This window comes from Streptomyces sp. Da 82-17 (assembly GCF_046098215.1).
In the GTDB taxonomy this organism is placed as follows: Bacteria; Actinomycetota; Actinomycetes; order Streptomycetales; family Streptomycetaceae; genus Streptomyces.
The window spans coordinates 83524-99714 of sequence record NZ_JBJURH010000008.1; the positions used below are offsets into that span (position 1 = coordinate 83524).

Annotated in this window: 14 protein-coding genes; 10 read left to right on the forward strand and 4 right to left on the reverse strand. The window is 73.0% G+C overall.

Annotated elements, in window-relative coordinates; all coding sequences use genetic code 11:
- Nucleotides 1–33: 33 nt before the first annotated feature.
- The gene (locus tag ACIDOF_RS15865; protein ID WP_409006503.1) at nt 34–846 is read right to left on the reverse strand and encodes a DUF3097 domain-containing protein; all 813 of its coding nucleotides are present in this window, start codon (nt 844–846) and stop codon (nt 34–36) included.
- Nucleotides 847–880: 34 nt separating this feature from the next.
- Nucleotides 881–1621: an MBL fold metallo-hydrolase gene (locus ACIDOF_RS15870; RefSeq protein ID WP_409006504.1), complete on the reverse strand. Its 741-nt coding sequence runs from the start codon at nt 1619–1621 to the stop codon at nt 881–883.
- Nucleotides 1622–1806: 185 nt separating this feature from the next.
- Here ACIDOF_RS15870 and hrcA point away from each other — a divergent pair, with 185 nt between their 5' ends.
- The 4 genes from hrcA to ACIDOF_RS15890 all read left to right on the forward strand — a co-directional run bounded on the left by hrcA (nt 1807) and on the right by ACIDOF_RS15890 (nt 5863).
- Nucleotides 1807–2823 (forward strand): heat-inducible transcriptional repressor HrcA, encoded by a 1017-nt coding sequence (hrcA, locus tag ACIDOF_RS15875; RefSeq protein ID WP_409006505.1) that lies wholly within the window; start codon nt 1807–1809, stop codon nt 2821–2823.
- Nucleotides 2824–3963 (forward strand): molecular chaperone DnaJ, encoded by a 1140-nt coding sequence (gene dnaJ / locus ACIDOF_RS15880; RefSeq protein ID WP_409006506.1) that lies wholly within the window; start codon nt 2824–2826, stop codon nt 3961–3963.
- An 89-nt stretch (nt 3964–4052) separates the two neighbouring features.
- Nucleotides 4053–5129: a nitronate monooxygenase gene (locus tag ACIDOF_RS15885; RefSeq protein WP_409006507.1), complete on the forward strand. Its 1077-nt coding sequence runs from the start codon at nt 4053–4055 to the stop codon at nt 5127–5129.
- Nucleotides 5126–5863 carry a 16S rRNA (uracil(1498)-N(3))-methyltransferase gene (locus ACIDOF_RS15890; protein ID WP_409006508.1) on the forward strand — a complete coding sequence of 246 codons (738 nt, stop codon included), beginning with the start codon at nt 5126–5128 and terminating at the stop codon, nt 5861–5863. The genes ACIDOF_RS15885 and ACIDOF_RS15890 overlap by 4 nt, the downstream gene beginning before the upstream one ends.
- Before the next feature lie 161 nt (nt 5864–6024).
- On the opposite strand, the gene ACIDOF_RS15895 is transcribed toward ACIDOF_RS15890, so the two are convergent.
- Entirely contained in the window at nt 6025–6378 is a 354-nt protein-coding gene (locus tag ACIDOF_RS15895; RefSeq protein ID WP_409006509.1) for a hypothetical protein, read from the reverse strand.
- A gap of 119 nt (nt 6379–6497) precedes the next feature.
- Here ACIDOF_RS15895 and ACIDOF_RS15900 point away from each other — a divergent pair, with 119 nt between their 5' ends.
- The 4 genes from ACIDOF_RS15900 to ACIDOF_RS15915 all read left to right on the forward strand — a co-directional run bounded on the left by ACIDOF_RS15900 (nt 6498) and on the right by ACIDOF_RS15915 (nt 12223).
- A complete protein-coding gene (locus tag ACIDOF_RS15900) occupies nt 6498–9704 on the forward strand; it encodes a S41 family peptidase (protein WP_409006510.1) in 3207 nt (1068 codons plus the stop codon).
- 199 nt (nt 9705–9903) lie between these two features.
- Nucleotides 9904–10257 (forward strand): histidine triad nucleotide-binding protein, encoded by a 354-nt coding sequence (locus tag ACIDOF_RS15905; protein WP_409006511.1) that lies wholly within the window; start codon nt 9904–9906, stop codon nt 10255–10257.
- A 42-nt stretch (nt 10258–10299) separates the two neighbouring features.
- Nucleotides 10300–11208, forward strand: coding sequence for a ribonuclease Z (locus ACIDOF_RS15910; RefSeq protein WP_409006512.1), 909 nt, complete (start codon nt 10300–10302; stop codon nt 11206–11208).
- 22 nt (nt 11209–11230) lie between these two features.
- Nucleotides 11231–12223 (forward strand): adenosine deaminase, encoded by a 993-nt coding sequence (locus tag ACIDOF_RS15915; protein ID WP_409006513.1) that lies wholly within the window; start codon nt 11231–11233, stop codon nt 12221–12223.
- A 152-nt stretch (nt 12224–12375) separates the two neighbouring features.
- Here the strand turns inward: ACIDOF_RS15915 and ACIDOF_RS15920 are convergent, their stop codons facing one another.
- Nucleotides 12376–13680 carry a 6-phospho-beta-glucosidase gene (locus ACIDOF_RS15920; RefSeq protein ID WP_409006514.1) on the reverse strand — a complete coding sequence of 435 codons (1305 nt, stop codon included), beginning with the start codon at nt 13678–13680 and terminating at the stop codon, nt 12376–12378.
- 164 nt (nt 13681–13844) lie between these two features.
- Here ACIDOF_RS15920 and ACIDOF_RS15925 point away from each other — a divergent pair, with 164 nt between their 5' ends.
- Together ACIDOF_RS15925 and ACIDOF_RS15930 are read left to right on the forward strand one after the other, a co-directional pair.
- A complete protein-coding gene (locus ACIDOF_RS15925) occupies nt 13845–14981 on the forward strand; it encodes a carbohydrate kinase family protein (RefSeq protein WP_409006515.1) in 1137 nt (378 codons plus the stop codon).
- Between the two features lie 147 nt (nt 14982–15128).
- Nucleotides 15129–16187 (forward strand): PhoH family protein, encoded by a 1059-nt coding sequence (locus ACIDOF_RS15930; protein ID WP_409006516.1) that lies wholly within the window; start codon nt 15129–15131, stop codon nt 16185–16187.
- The last annotated feature ends 4 nt before the right edge of the window (nt 16188–16191 follow it).

Sequence of the window (16191 nt, forward strand, 5' to 3'; positions counted from 1 at the left end):
CGCAGTTCCCCGCGCCCCTTTGGGGCGCCGCCCCTACTCGGGGGGCGCCGTCACGAAGTCGATCAGCTCCTCGACGCGGCCCAGGAGTTCCGGTTCCAGGTCCTTGTACGACGTGACCCGTTCCAGGATCGCCTGCCACACCGCGCCCGTGTTGGCCGACGGCCAGCCCAGGGCCTCGCAGACGCCCGTCTTCCAGTCCTGGCCGCGGGGGACGCGCGGCCAGGCCGCGATGCCGAGCGCGGACGGCTTCACCGCCTCCCAGATGTCGATGTACGGGTGGCCCACCACCAGCGCGTGCGCGCTGCTCACCTCCGCCGCGATCCGGGACTCCTTCGAGCCGGGCACCAGATGGTCGACCAGGACCCCGAGCCGCGCGTCCGCGTCGGGGGCGAACTCGGCGACCACCGCGGGCAGATCGTCCACGCCCTCCAGGTACTCCACGACGACGCCCTCGATGCGCAGGTCGTCGCCCCACACCTTCTCGACCAGCTCCGCGTCGTGCCGCCCCTCCACATAGATCCGCCCCGCCCGCGCGACCCGGGCCCGCGCCCCGGGCACGGCCACCGAACCGGACGCCGTACGCGTGGGGCGTGCCGGAGCCGCCGCCGACGGGCGGACCAGGGTGACGACGCGGCCCTCCAGGAGGAAGCCGCGGGGTTCGAGAGGGAAGACGCGGTGCTTGCCGAAGCGGTCCTCCAGCGTGACCGTGCCCGCCTCGCAGCGGATCACCGCACCGCAGAACCCGGTGGTGACCTCCTCCACGACCAGGTCGCGTTCCGCGGCCACTTCGGGAACCGGCTTCCGCTTCTTCCACGGCGGGGTGAGATCGGGGCTGTAGCTGCGCATCCGGCAGACGATAAGAGAAGCCGCGCGAGGACGACTACGACACGCCGAACTGCGCGGCCAGCGTGGCGCGTTGCTCACGGACAAACGCCGCGTTCACCACCGAACCGTGCCCCGGTACGTACACCGCGTCCGCGCCGCCCAGGTCGAGCAGCCGGTCCAGGGCGTGCGGCCAGCGGGCGGGGATCGCGTCCGGGCCCGCCTGCGGTTCGCCGGACTCCTCGACCAGGTCGCCGCAGAACACGACCTCCGGGCCGCCGTCCGTGCCGGGCACGAGAACCACCAGGTCGTGGCCCGTGTGGCCGGGCCCCACGTTCGCGAGCAGCGCCCGCACCCCGCCCAGGTCGAGGGTCCACTCGCCGCTCACCAGGTGGTGCGGGCGGACCAGGAGCTCCGCCGCCTCGCCCGCCGCCCGCGCGTCGAGACCGTGCCGTACCGCGTCCGCCGCCAGCTCGTCGCGGCCGCGCTCCAGGACTCCGTCCACGCCGACCGCGCCGAACACCTCGACCCCGGAGAACGCGGCAGCGCCCAGGACGTGGTCGAAGTGCGGATGCGTGAGCGCGAGATGTGTCACACGCCGGCCGCCGAGCAGCGCCTCCGCCTGCCGGCGCAGCTCGGCGCCCTCCCGCAGCGAGGAACCGGCGTCGACGAGCAGCGCGCCCCGCTCGCCCGCGACCAGGCCGACCGTGCAGTCCCAGCCGGGCAGCCGGCGCCGCGCCGCGCAGGGCGACAACCGCTCCCAGTCGGACGCGTACGGCTCTTCCCAAGTCAACCGCATGGGGAGACGCTAACCCCGGCCGCGAGGGGCCGCGCGGCCCGGCCGCCCCCACCCTTGCCGCGGGCGTACCCACCGGCCGTACACTGGGCCGGTGAAATGCTGGCACTCTGCTGTGTTGAGTGCCAGACGAAGTCGAGGAAGCCGACGAAGCCGAATGCCGTGCCGTGGCAGGGAGGTGTGCGCGCATGCTGAGCGAACGCAGACTTGAGGTGCTGCGCGCCATCGTCCAGGACTATGTCGGCACCGAGGAGCCCGTCGGCTCCAAGGCGCTCACCGAGCGGCACCGCCTCGGCGTCTCCCCGGCCACCGTGCGCAACGACATGGCGGCCCTGGAGGAAGAGGGCTTCATCGCCCAGCCGCACACCAGCGCCGGGCGCATCCCCACCGACAAGGGGTACCGCCTCTTCGTCGACAAGCTCGCGGGCGTCAAGCCGCTCTCCGGCGCCGAGCGCCGCGCCATCCAGAACTTCCTCGACGGCGCCGTCGACCTCGACGACGTCGTGGGGCGTACGGTGCGGCTGCTCGCGCAGCTGACCCGGCAGGTCGCCGTCGTGCAGTACCCGTCGCTGACCCGGTCCACGGTGCGGCACGTCGAGCTGCTCTCGCTCGCGCCCGCGCGGCTGATGCTCGTCGTCATCACCGACACCGGCCGGGTCGAGCAGCGGCACGTGGACTGCCCGGCGCCGTTCGGGGAGACCGCGCTCGCCGACCTGCGGGCCCGGCTCAACAGCCGCGTCGCGGGGCGCCGTTTCTCGGACGTCCCGCAGCTGGTGCAGGACCTGCCCGAGTCCTTCGAGACGGACGACCGCGGCACCGTCTCGACCGTCCTCGCGACCCTCCTGGAAACCCTCGTGGAGGAGACCGAGGAGCGGCTGATGATCGGCGGCACCGCCAATCTCACCCGTTTCGGGCACGATTTCCCGCTCGTGATCCGCCCGGTGCTCGAAGCGCTGGAGGAGCAGGTCGTGCTTCTCAAGCTGCTCGGCGAGGCCAAGGATCCGGGCATGACCGTACGCATCGGGCACGAGAACGCCCACGAGGGACTCAACTCCACGTCCGTCGTCTCGGTCGGCTACGGTTCGGGCGGCGAAGCAGTCGCCAAACTCGGCGTGGTCGGACCGACCCGCATGGACTACCCCGGAACGATGGGAGCAGTACGCGCAGTGGCACGTTACGTCGGACAGATCCTGGCGGAGTCGTAAGTGGCCACGGACTACTACGCCGTACTCGGCGTGCGCCGCGACGCTTCCCAGGACGAGATCAAGAAGGCCTTCCGGAGGCTGGCGCGTGAGCTCCACCCGGATGTGAACCCCGATCCGAAGACGCAGGAGCGCTTCAAGGAGATCAACGCCGCGTACGAGGTGTTGTCGGACCCGCAGAAGAAGCAGGTCTACGACCTCGGCGGCGACCCCCTGTCGCAGAGCGGCGGAGGCGGCGGCGCCGGCGGCTTCGGGCAGGGCGGGTTCGGGAACTTCTCGGACATCATGGACGCGTTCTTCGGGACGGCGTCCCAGCGCGGACCCCGTTCGCGCACCCGCCGCGGCCAGGACGCGATGATCCGGCTCGAAGTCGAGCTGGACGAGGCCGCGTTCGGCACGACGAAGGACATCCAGGTCGACACGGCCGTCGTCTGCACGACCTGCTCCGGCGAGGGCGCCGCCCCCGGCACCTCGGCGCAGACCTGTGACATGTGCCGCGGCCGCGGTGAGGTCTCGCAGGTCACGCGGTCCTTCCTCGGCCAGGTCATGACGTCGCGGCCGTGCCCGCAGTGCCAGGGCTTCGGCACCGTCGTCCCGACGCCGTGCCCCGAGTGCGCGGGCGACGGCCGGATCCGCTCCCGGCGCACGCTCACGGTGAAGATCCCGGCCGGTGTCGACAACGGCACCCGGATCCAGCTCGCGGGCGAGGGCGAGGTCGGCCCCGGCGGCGGCCCCGCCGGCGACCTGTACGTCGAGATCCACGAACTGCCGCACCCCGTCTTCCAGCGGCGCGGCGACGACCTGCACTGCACGGTCACCATCCCCATGACGGCGGCGGCGCTCGGCACGAAGGTGCCGCTGGAGACGCTCGACGGCATGGAGGAGGTCGACATCCGGCCCGGCACGCAGTCCGGCCAGTCGATCCCGCTGCACGGGCGCGGCATCACGCACCTGCGCGGCGGCGGCCGCGGCGACCTCATCGTGCACGTCGAGGTCACCACGCCGACCAAGCTGGACCCGGAGCAGGAGCGGCTGCTGCGCGAGCTGGCCAAGGCGCGCGGCGAGGAACGGCCCACGGGCCAGTTCCAGCCCGGGCAGCAGGGGCTGTTCCACCGGTTGAAGGACGCGTTCAACGGGCGGTAGCCGCCTTGGCCGGGGGCCCGGGGAGAGCGGTGAGCGCCCCGGGTGAGGCTGGATTTAGCGGTCTGCGGTGGACGTGAAAGCATGCGCTCATGTCCACCGCAGTGACCGATCTCAGCCCGTACCCGATCGTGCAGGCCCCGATGGCCGGTGGCGCCTCCTGCCCCGCCCTCGCCGCGGCCGTGTCCGAAGCCGGCGGCCTCGGCTTCCTGGCCGCCGGGTACAAGACCGCCGACGGCATGTACCAGGAGATCAAGCAGCTGCGCGGGCTCACCGACCGGCCCTTCGGCGTCAACCTGTTCATGCCGCAGCCGGACTACGCCGACCCGAGCGCGGTCGCCGTGTACGCGCACCAGCTCACCGGCGAGTCCACCTGGTACGACGCCCCGCTCGGCGACCCGGACTCCGGGCGGGACGACGGCTACGAGGCGAAGCTCGCGGTCCTCTTCGACGACCCCGTGCCGCTGGTCTCCTTCACCTTCGGCTGCCCCTCGCGGGACGTGCTCGAAGCGTTCTCGCGGGCCGGAACCACCACCGTCGTCACCGTCACCAGCGCCGAGGAGGCGCAGACCGCGCAGTGGGCGGGCGCGGACGCGGTGTGCGTGCAGGGCGTCGAGGCCGGCGGACACCAGGGCACGCACCGCGACGACCCCGAGCGGGACGGCAGCGGCGTCGGACTGCTCGCGCTGATCGCACAGGTGCGGGAGACCGTGCAGCTGCCGATCGTCGCGGCCGGCGGACTGATGCGCGGCAGCCAGATCGCGGCGGTGCTGGCGGCGGGTGCGGACGCGGCGCAGCTCGGCACGGCCTTCCTGGTCTGCCCCGAGTCCGGCGCGAACCCCCTGCACAAGCAGGCCATGACCAACCCCCTGTTCGTACGCACGGAACTCACCCGCGCGTTCTCCGGGCGCCCGGCGCGTGGGCTCGTCAACCGCTTCATGCGGGAGCACGGGCCGTACGCGCCCGCCGCGTACCCGCAGGTCCACTACCTCACCGGCGGCATCCGCAAGGCCGCGGCGCAGGCCGGGGACCCGCAGGCGATGAGCCTGTGGGCGGGCCAGGGGCACCGGCTCAGCCGGGAGCTGCCGGCCGGTCAGCTGGTCGAGGTGCTCGCGGCCGAGCTGGACGCGGCGAAGCGTGCGCTCGCGCAGCGGGGCGGCGCGCGATGACGGCGCCGGTCTTCGTGGTGGACGAAGTCCCTTCCGGCGGCGGCGAGTTCGTGCTCGACGGGCCCGAGGGGCGGCACGCCGTGTCGGTACGGCGGCTGCGCGCGGGCGAGCAGATCGTCCTCACGGACGGGCTCGGACGCGGAGCTTGTGGTGTGGTGCTCGCGGCGGAGGGCAAGGACCGGCTGACGGTCGAGCTGACCGGGTCGCTCACGGACCCCGAGCCGGCCCCGCGGATCACCGTCGTGCAGGCGCTGCCCAAGGGCGACCGGGGCGAGCTGGCCGTCGAGACGATGACGGAGACCGGTGTCGACGCGATCGTGCCGTGGGCGGCGTCCCGGTGCATCACGCAGTGGCGCGGCGAGCGGGGGCTCAAGTCCCTCGCCAAGTGGCGGGCGACGGCGCGGGAGGCGGGCAAGCAGGCGCGTCGGCTGCGGTTCCCCGAGGTGGCCGAGCTCGCCTCGACGAAGGACGTCGCCGCGCTGCTCTCCGGTGCGGCGTTCGCGGCGGTCCTGCACGAGGAGGGCAGTACGGCGCTGGCCTCGGCGGAGTTGCCGGGCACGGGTGACGTGGTGCTGGTCGTCGGGCCCGAAGGGGGCGTGTCCCCGGAGGAGTTGGACGTGTTCGCGGCGTCCGGGGCTGCGCCGTACCGGCTGGGGCCCTCGGTGCTTCGTACGTCCACTGCGGGTACGGCGGCTGCGGCGTTGCTGCTGGGGCGCAGCGGGCGGTGGGGCTGAGGGTGTCTTGGGCCCGGCCCCTGCATCGCCCTGCGGGCTTCGCGTCCTCAAGCGCCGGACAGGCTCCTTCCCTTGCCCCTCCCCGCCCCTTCCCGTAAGCCTGCGGCGCTGTGCGTTCGTCTGCGGCGACGTCGTGGCTGGTCGCGCAGTTCCCCGCGCCCCTAGCGGGGCGCCGCCGTGACAGTGTCGAAGAGTGGCCAGCCGTCCGTCTCTCCCGTGCCCGGGAGCAGGCCGGTTGCCTGGGCCGCTTCGATCAACTTCCGTACCGTGCCCGGCTCCCGCAGGTTCAGGAGTCTGCCGTCGCCCGTCGTCACGCAGCCCGCGTACCACCAGCCGTCGGCCACGTAGCGGCCCTCGCCCGCCCGGAACACCAGGCGCAGCGGGACCTTCGAGCCCTCCTCGTACAGGCTGAGGACCTCCGCGCACGGGCCCGTGCGGGAGTGGCGGTGGCGGACCGTCCACAGGTGGACCGAGTCCTCGGTGACCAGGCGGCGCAGGTGGTGGTTGGGGCGCATCGGTTCACCGTAGGCGGGCAAGGGGGCGGCGCGCAGCGGGAATTCGGACGGAGCGGCACCGTCCGGCCAAGTGATCCAAAGCGGCCACCTGTCCCTCCTGGCCTGCATAGGCTGCAGGGGTGACGCAGCCTTCCTATCTTCGGTTTCCGCATGTTCAGGGCGACTTGGTCGCCTTCACCGCTGAGGACGACGTCTGGGTCGCGCCGCTCGACGGCGGGCGCGCGTGGCGGGTCAGTGCCGACAACATGCCGGTCGACCACCCGCGGATCTCGCCCGCCGGCACCTGGGTCGCCTGGACCTCCACCCGGGACGGCGCCCCCGAGGTGCACCTCGCCCCGGTCGCGGGCGGGCCCGCCAAGCGGCTGACGCACTGGGGGAGTTGGCAGACCTCCGTGCGCGGCTGGACCCGGGACGGGCAGGTCCTCGCCGTCACCACCGAGGGCCAGGCCTCGATGCGCCGCAGCTGGGCGCGTGCCGTCCCGCTCGACGGCGGACCCGCGCCCGTGCTGCCGTACGGCCCGGCCCGCGGCCTCGCGTTCGGGCCCGATGGCGAAGTGCTGCTGCAGAGCGTGACGATGGGCCGGGAGGCCGCGTACTGGAAGCGGTACCGGGGCGGCGCGGCCGGGAAGCTGTGGATCGACCGGACCGGGGACGGGGAGTTCGTCCGGCTGCACGAGGAGCTCGACGGGAACATCGAGTATCCGATGTGGGTGGGAGAGCGGGTCGCCTTCCTGTCCGACCACGAGGGGACCGGAGCCGTCTACTCCTCCCTCGTCGACGGGACCGACCTGCGGCGGCACACCCCGCTCGGCGGCTTCTACGCGCGGCACGCCGCCACCGACGGGCAGCGCGTCGTCTACACCTCCGCCGGTGAACTCCACCTCCTCGACGACCTGGTGGACGCCGAGCCCCGCCGTCTCGACATCAGCCTCGGCGGGCAGCGCACCGACCTGCAGCCGCACCCCGTACGGCCCGAGCGGCACCTCGGCGCCGCCGCGCCCGACCACACCGGACGGGGCAGCGCGGTCTCCGTGCGCGGCGCCGTGCACTGGGTCACGCACCGCGACGGCCCCGCCCGCACCCTCACCGCCGAGCCCGGCGTGCGCGCCCGGCTGCCCCGCACCTTCCGTGTGGAGGGCGAGGAACACGTGGTGTGGGTGACGGACGCGGAAGGCGACGACGCGCTGGAGTTCTCCCCGGCCACCGGAGTCGCGCCCGGGGCGTCCGTACGACGCGTCGGCGCGGGGCAGTTGGGGCGGGTGCTGTCGCTCGCCATGGCGCCCGACGGCAGCCGCGCCGCCGTCGCCTCGCACGACGGCCGGATCCTGCTCGTCGAACGGGCCTCGGGCGAGGTCAGGGAGGTCGACCGCAGCGAGCACGGCGAAGCGTCCGGGCTTGTCTTCTCGCCCGACTCCGGCTGGCTCGCCTGGTCCCACCCCGGCCCCTCCCCGCTGCGTCAGCTCAAGCTCGCCAGCACCGCCGACCTCACCGTGTCCGAGGCGACCCCGCTGCGGTTCCGCGACACCGCGCCCGCGTTCACCCTCGACGGCCGGCACCTCGCGTTCCTCTCCGAGCGCTCCTTCGACCCGGTCTACGACGCGCACGTCTTCGACCTCGCCTTCGTCGGCGCCTGCCGCCCGCACCTGATCACCCTGTCCGCGACGACACCCTCGCCGTTCGGGCCGCAGCGGCACGGCCGGCCCTTCGAGAGCGCCGAGAAGTCCGGCGAGGTCCAGGGCGGCGACGACGCCCCGACCACCCGCATCGACCTCGACGGGCTCGCCGACCGGATCGTGCCCTTCCCCGTCGAGGCCGCCCGCTACTCCACGCTGCGCGCCGCCAAGGACGGCCTGCTCTGGCTGCGCCACCCGCTGCGCGGCGTCCTCGGCGCCAACCGCGCCCACCCCGACGACTCGGGGCCGAGCACGACCCTGGAGCGGTACGACCTCGCCCAGCGCCGGATCGAGGAACTGCACTCCGACACCGACCACTTCACCGTCAGCGGCGACGGCAAGCGGGTCCTGCTGCACAGCAACGACCAGCTGAAGCTCGTCCTCAGCGACCGCCGCGCCCCCTCCGACGACGACGGCGACAGCCACATCACCGTCGACCTCGGCCGGATCCGGCAGACCGTCGACCCCGTCGCCGAGTGGCGGCAGATGTTCGACGAGACCGGCCGCCTCATGCGCGACAACTTCTGGCGCGCCGACCTGGGCGGCGTCGACTGGGACGCCGTCCAGGCCAAGTACCGCCCCGTCGTCGACCGCCTCGCCACCCACGACGACCTCGTCGACCTGCTCTACGAACTCCACGGCGAGCTCGGCACGTCCCACGCCTACGTCAGCGGACCCGGCGGGTACGGCGGCTCCGACACCCGGCAGGGACTCCTCGGCGCGGACATCTCCCGCCACGAGGACGGCAGTTGGCGCATCGACCGGGTCCTGCCCTCCGAGACGTCCGACCCGCACGCCCGCTCGCCGCTCGCCGCACCCGGGGTCGCGGTGCGCGCGGGCGACGCGCTGCTCGCCGTCGACGGGCGGCCCGTCGACCCGGTGACCGGCCCCGGGCCGCTGCTCGTGGGCGCCGCGGGCCGGCCCGTCGAGCTGACGGTCTCACCGGCCGGCGGCGGCGATCCGCGGTACGCCGTGGTGGTGCCGATCGACGACGAGGAGCCGCTGCGCTACCACGCGTGGGTCGCCGACCGGCGGGCCCACGTCCACGCCCTCTCCGACGGCCGCCTCGGCTACCTCCACGTACCCGACATGCAGGCGCCCGGCTGGGCCCAGATCCACCGCGACCTGCGGGTGGAGGTCGCCAAGGAGGGCCTGATCGTCGACGTGCGGGAGAACCGCGGCGGGCACACCTCGCAGCTCGTCGTGGAGAAGCTCGCCCGCCGTGTCGTCGGCTGGGACCTGCCGCGCGGGGAGGCCGCCACGAGCTACCCGCTGGACGCGCCGCGCGGCCCGGTCGTCGCCGTCGCCAACGAGTACTCCGGCTCCGACGGGGACATCGTCAACGCGGCGATCAAGGCCCTCGGCATCGGGCCCGTGGTGGGTACGCGGACCTGGGGCGGCGTCGTCGGCATCGACAGCCGGTACCGCCTCGTGGACGGCACCCTCGTCACCCAGCCCAAGTACGCGATCTGGCTGGAGGGACAGGGGTGGGACGTCGAGAACCACGGCGTCGACCCGGACGTCGAGGTCGTCACGACACCGCAGGACTACGCGGCCGGACGCGACCCCCAGCTGGACGAGGCGGTCCGGATGGCGTTGGCGGCGCTTGCCGAGAACCCGGCGAAGCGGCCCCCGGAACTGCCCGAGTTGTGACCCCCAGGGGGCTCCGCCCCCGGCCCCCCGGCTCCTCAAACGCCGGAGGGGCTTCCCTTCCCTGCCCCTTCCCGTCCGTGCGTACCTGTCCCACCGTCGTGGCTGGTCGCGCAGTTCCCCGCGCCCCTTCCGGGGCCGGCCCGACCGATACCATCGGCCGTACGCACACGATCGCTGAGGACCGAGGAGGCCCACCCCCATGGCCGGTGAGGCGCAAGCGGACTGCCTGTTCTGCAAGATCATCGCGGGTGAGGTGCCCGCGACCGTCGTACGCGAGACGGACACCACGTACGCCTTCCGCGACATCAACCCCCAGGCGCCGACGCACATCCTGGTGATCCCCAAGGTCCACTACCCGGACGCCGCGACCCTCGCCGCCGCCGAACCGCAGATCACCGCCGACGTGCTGCGCGAGGCCGGCGAGGTCGCCGCCGAGGAGAAGCTGGAGAGCTACCGGCTGGTGTTCAACACCGGCAGCGGCGCCGGCCAGACCGTGTTCCACGCGCACGCCCACATCCTCGGCGGCCGCGGCATGCAGTGGCCCCCCGGATAGCCCCCGGACCAGCCACAGCTAGCGAAAATCCGGTAACTCACCTTGTCCGTACGTGAATTCGTCGTCCTCGGCACCGCCAGCCAGGTGCCGACGCGACACCGCAACCACAACGGCTACCTGCTGCGCTGGGACGGCCAGGGCATCCTCTTCGACCCCGGCGAGGGCACCCAGCGGCAGATGCTGCGCGCCGGGGTCGCCGCGCACGACATCGACCGGATCTGCGTCACGCACTTCCACGGCGACCACTCCCTCGGCCTCGCCGGCGTGATCCAGCGCATCAACCTCGACCGCGTCCCGCACGAGGTCACCGCCCACTACCCGCGCTCCGGGCAGCACTTCTTCGACCGGCTGCGGTACGCCACCGCCTACCGCGAGACCGTCAAGCTCACCGAGGCCCCGGTCGCCGCCGACGGCGTGCTCGCCGCCACGCCCGCGTACACGCTCGAGGCCCGCCGCCTCTCGCATCCCGTCGAGTCGTTCGGCTACCGGCTCGTCGAGCCCGACGGGCGCCGCATGGTCCCCGAACTCCTCGCCGAGCACGGCATCAAGGGGCCGGACGTGGGGCGGCTGCAGCGCGAGGGGGAGCTGCGCGGCGTACGCCTCGAGGACGTCAGCGCGGTGCGGCGCGGGCAGCGGTTCGCGTTCGTCATGGACACCCGGCTCTGCGCCGGAGTGCACGCCCTCGCCGAGGGCTGCGACCTGCTCGTCATCGAGTCGACCTTCCTCGACGAGGACGAGCAACTCGCCCGCGACCACGGCCACTTGACGTCCGGCCAGGCGGGGGCGGTCGCCCGCGACGCCGGAGTGCGGCACCTCGTCCTCACGCACTTCTCCCAGCGGTACGCCGACCCGCGGGAGTTCGCCCGGCAGGCGCGCGCCGCCGGGTTCACGGGGGAACTGACCGTGGCGGCCGACCTGTCGACCGTCCCCGTGCCCAAGCGCCACACCTGAACCACCTGTCGAAAGTACGGACATGCCCCTTCCCAAGGCCGAACTCCACCTGCACATCGAAGGCACCCTCGAACCCGAGCTGGCCTTCGAGCTCGCCGCCCGCAACAACGTCGAACTGCCCTACGCCGACACCGAGGAGCTGCGCCGCGCATACCTCTTCGAGGACCTGCAGTCGTTCCTCGACCTGTACTACGGCCTGATGGCGGTGCTGCACACCGAGGCCGACTTCGAGCAGCTCGCCGACGCCTACCTGGCGCGCGCCGCCGAACAGGGCGTACGGCACGCGGAGATCTTCTTCGACCCGCAGGCGCACACCGCGCGCGGCGTCGCCATCGGCACGGTGATCGAGGGCCTCGGCCGCGCGTTGGACCGCAGCGAGGAGCGGTACGGCATCTCCACCCGCCTCATCATGTGCTTCCTGCGCGACGAGTCCGCCGAGTCGGCCCTCGCCACGCTGGAGTCGGCCAAGCCGTATCTGCACCGGATCACCGGCGTCGGCCTCGACTCGGCGGAGGTCGGCCACCCGCCCGCGAAGTTCCGCGAGGTGTACGAGGCGGCTGCCGCGCTCGGCCTGCGCCGGGTCGCGCACGCGGGCGAGGAAGGGCCGGCGGCGTACATCACGGAGGCCCTGGACGTCCTCGGCGTCGAGCGGATCGACCACGGGCTGCGGTGCATGGAGGACGCGGCGCTCGTCGAGCGGCTGGTGCGGGACCGGATCCCGCTGACCCTGTGCCCGCTGTCCAATGTGCGGCTGCGGGCGGTCGACGTCCTGGAGGACCACCCGCTCCCGCAGATGATGGCCGCGGGCCTGCTGTGCACGGTCAACTCCGACGACCCGTCGTACTTCGGGGGGTACGTGGGGGACACGTTCCACGCCGTCCACGAGGCGCTCGGCCTCGACCACGACCGGCTGCGGGAGCTCGCGAGGAACTCCTTCCTCGCCTCCTTCCTGGAGGACGACGAGGCCCAGCGGGAGCGGTACTTGGCGGAAGTCGCGGCGTACGAGTTCGACTGATTCTTCCCCCACCCCGCCCCTTCCCGAAAGCCTGCGGCGCTGTTCGTTCGGCTGCCGCGCCGTCGTGGCCGCTCGCGCAGTTCCCCGCGCCCCTGAAGGGGCACGGGGTCTGGGGCGGAGCCCCAGTTCGGGAAGGGGCGGGGAGGGGAAAATCAAGCCTCGGCCGACGCCGCGTCCAGGATCCGGGCCGCCACCGCAGGTGAGTCCACCAGGGGGTGCAGGGCCAGGGCCCTGAGTGCGGCCTCGCGGTCCTTGAACACCGCCGCCTCGATCGTCGCCCGCTCCACCGCCTTCAGCTGAAGCATCAGCCCCAGCTCGGCCTCCCCCAACGGAGCGCCCCGCAGGGGGCGGGCGCCGCGCGAGTCCACCTCGCAGACGGTCTCGACGATCGCGTCGTCCGGCAGCGCAGGCACCGTACCGGCGTTGCGGACGTTCAGGATCAGCCGCGTACCCCCAAAACCGCCGGAGGCGATCGCACGCATCAGGGCGAGGGCGACCCGGTCGTACCCTCCGCCGTCCAGGTCGCAGGAGTCCCGCTGCCAGCCGCCCGTCGCGGCGCGGCTGTCCGCCATGTACGTCTCCTCGCGCTCCAGCCGTGTCGCCTCCCACAACTCCTGGGCGCGGTCCGGGTGTTCGGCCGCGCGGGCGAAGAACTCGCCCTGCTGGTGGTCGAGGAACTCCCCGCGCGTCTCCCCGGCGGAGCGCACCGCGGCGAGGGTCTCGCGGCGGAAGTAGTAGTAGTGCAGGTACTCGTTGGGCAGCGAGCCGAGCGCGCGCAGCCACTCCGTGCCGAACAGCTTGCCCTCCTCGAACGAGCCGAGCGCGGCGGAGTCCGCGAGCAGGCCGGGCAGCAGGTCGCGGCCGTCCGGCGTCGTCAACGACCGCAGCCAGCCGAGGTGGTTGAGGCCCACGTAGTCGTAACCGACCGTGTCCGGGTCCGCGCCGGCCGCCCGCGCCGCGCGGCGCACCAGGCCGACCGGGGAGTCGCAGATGCCGATGACCCGGTCGCCGAGCACCGACGCCATCGCCTCCGTCACCGTGCCCGCCGGGTTCGTGAAGTTGATGACCCACGCGTCCGGCGCCACCGCCGCCACCCGCTCCGCGATGTGCAGGGCGACGGGCACCGTGCGCAGCCCGTACAGGACACCGCCCGCGCCGACCGTCTCCTGCCCGAGCACGCCCTCCGCGAGCGGCACCCGCTCGTCCCGTACGCGGCCCGCGGTGCCGCCGACGCGGATCGCGGAGAACACGAAGTCCGCGCCGCGCAGCGCGTCGTCGAGGCCGTCCGCGACCCGGACCCGAGGGCCGGGCGGCAGGCCCGCGAGGACCGAGCGGATCACGCCGAGCCGCACCGGATCCGTGTCGTACAGGGTGAGTTCCGTGATCTCGCTGCCCGCCAGGGCGCCGTACACGAGCGGCACCCGGAAACCGCCACCGCCGAGAATCGTCAGCCTCATGCCGCGGAAGCTACCCCATGCACCCGGGCGACCTCACGGAGTCCCGGTGAGCCCGTCCGCGTTCCGTCCGCGTTCCGTCGGCGCCCACCGGCCATGAGGCACACTGACCTGACCTGCACGCACCATGGATCTGGCCTGCACGCACCATGTACGGGGAGCGCACGGTGAGTTTCGACGAACAGAGGGCGATCGGCGGCTGCCCCCCACAGGCCCGCTTCGACCACACGACCTGCCTGGACCCGCTCGCGGACGTGCGCGCCCCGGACGACCCGGCGTGCGACGTGTTCCTCACCGGCACCGTCTTCCTCGACATCATCTTCACCGGCCTCGACTCTGCCCCCGTGCGCGGCACCGAGTCCTGGGCCCGGGGCATGGGCTCCAGCCCCGGCGGCGTCGCCAACATGGCCACCGCCCTGTCCCGCCTCGGCCTGCACACCTCGCTCGCCGCGGCCTTCGGCGACGACCACTACGGCGAGTACTGCTGGGACGCCCTGGAGAAGGGCGAGGGCATCGACCTCGGCCCGTCGCGCACCGTGCGCGGCTGGCACTCCCCGGTCACCGTCTCCCTCGCGTACGAGGGCGAGCGGACGATGATCTCGCACGGCCACGAGGCCCCGCCCCCGGAGGAGCCCGCGCCGGAAACGCCACCACGCGCGCGTGCCGCCGTCGCCTCCCTCACGCCCGGCGCCGGCGAGGACTGGGTCGCGGCCGCTGCGGCGCGCGGCACCCGGGTCTTCGCGGACGTCGGCTGGGACGACTCCGGCCGCTGGGACCTCGCCGCCCTGCCCGACCTGCGGCACTGCGAGGCGTTCCTGCCGAACGCCGAGGAGGCCATGCGCTACACCGGCACCAGCTGCCCGCGCGCCGCCGCCCACGCCCTCACCGACCACGTTCCGCTCGCCGTCGTCACGCTCGGCGCGGAGGGCGCGTACGCGGTGGACGGGCGCACCGGCGAGACCGCCGAGGTGCCCGCGATCGAGGTGGAGGCGCTCGACCCGACCGGCGCGGGCGACGTGTTCGTGGCCGGTTTCGTCACCGGCACCCTGGCCGGCTGGCCGCTCGCCGACCGGCTCGCCTTCGCCGGCCTCACGGCGGCCCTGTCGGTCCAGGAGTTCGGCGGCTCCCTGTCGGCGCCCGGCTGGGTCGAGGTCTCCGCCTGGTGGCGGCACGTGCAGTCGTACGACGACCAGGATCCGGCGGCCCTGCGGCGGTACGCGTTCCTCGACGCGATGCTGCCCGAGGTGGTCCGGCCGTGGCCGCTGCGGCGGGCGGTCCCGACGATCGGGTTCGGGGCGCGCTAGCGGGCGTTCGCGGCCCTTCCCCAGGGAGCGGGCGGTCGAAAAACTTCTCGGTGTTGTCGGTGCACCGACGTACCCTGGTACCACCAGAAGCAGTCGCGCGGCGTCAGCCCCGCATCGAGGAGGACGAGCAGGCCACAGAGCCGGCCCATGACTCACACACCGACAGCTCAGACCCCTGCGCAGGGGCAGGCACGAGCCCACTTCTCCGTACCGGCGAAGCACCCGATGGTGACCGTTCTGGGCTCGGGAGACGCCCTCCTGCGTGTGATCGAGAAGGCCTTCCCGGCGGCCGACATCCATGTCCGGGGCAACGAGATCAGCGCCGTGGGCGACAGCGCCGAAGTCGCCCTGATCCAGCGCCTGTTCGACGAGATGATGCTGGTGCTCCGCACCGGACAGCCGATGACGGAGGACGCAGTGGAACGCTCGATCGCCATGCTCAGGGCGGGCGAGAACGGCGAGGGCCCGGAGGAGACCCCGGCCGAGGTGCTCACGCAGAACATCCTCTCGTCCCGCGGCCGCACGATCCGCCCCAAGACCCTCAACCAGAAGCGGTACGTCGACGCGATCGACAAGCACACGATCGTGTTCGGCATCGGCCCCGCCGGCACCGGCAAGACGTACCTCGCGATGGCCAAGGCCGTGCAGGCGCTGCAGTCGAAGCAGGTCAACCGCATCATCCTGACCCGCCCCGCGGTCGAGGCGGGCGAGCGCCTCGGCTTCCTGCCCGGCACGCTCTACGAGAAGATCGACCCGTATCTGCGCCCGCTCTACGACGCGCTGCACGACATGCTGGACCCGGACTCGATCCCGCGGCTCATGGCGGCCGGGACGATCGAGGTCGCCCCGCTCGCGTACATGCGCGGACGCACGCTCAACGACGCGTTCATCATTCTCGACGAGGCGCAGAACACCAGCCCCGAGCAGATGAAGATGTTCCTGACGCGCCTCGGCTTCGACTCGAAGATCGTCATCACCGGTGACATCACGCAGGTCGACCTCCCCGGCGGCACCAAGTCCGGTCTGCGCCAGGTCCAGGACATCCTGGACGGCGTCGAGGACGTCCACTTCTCCCGCCTCACGTCGCACGACGTCGTCCGGCACAAGCTCGTGGGCCGTATCGTCGACGCGTACGAGAAGTACGACAGCGAGAACGGCACGGAGAACGGGACGAACAAGCCGGCCCGTCACCGTCACGGGAAGTAGCGAG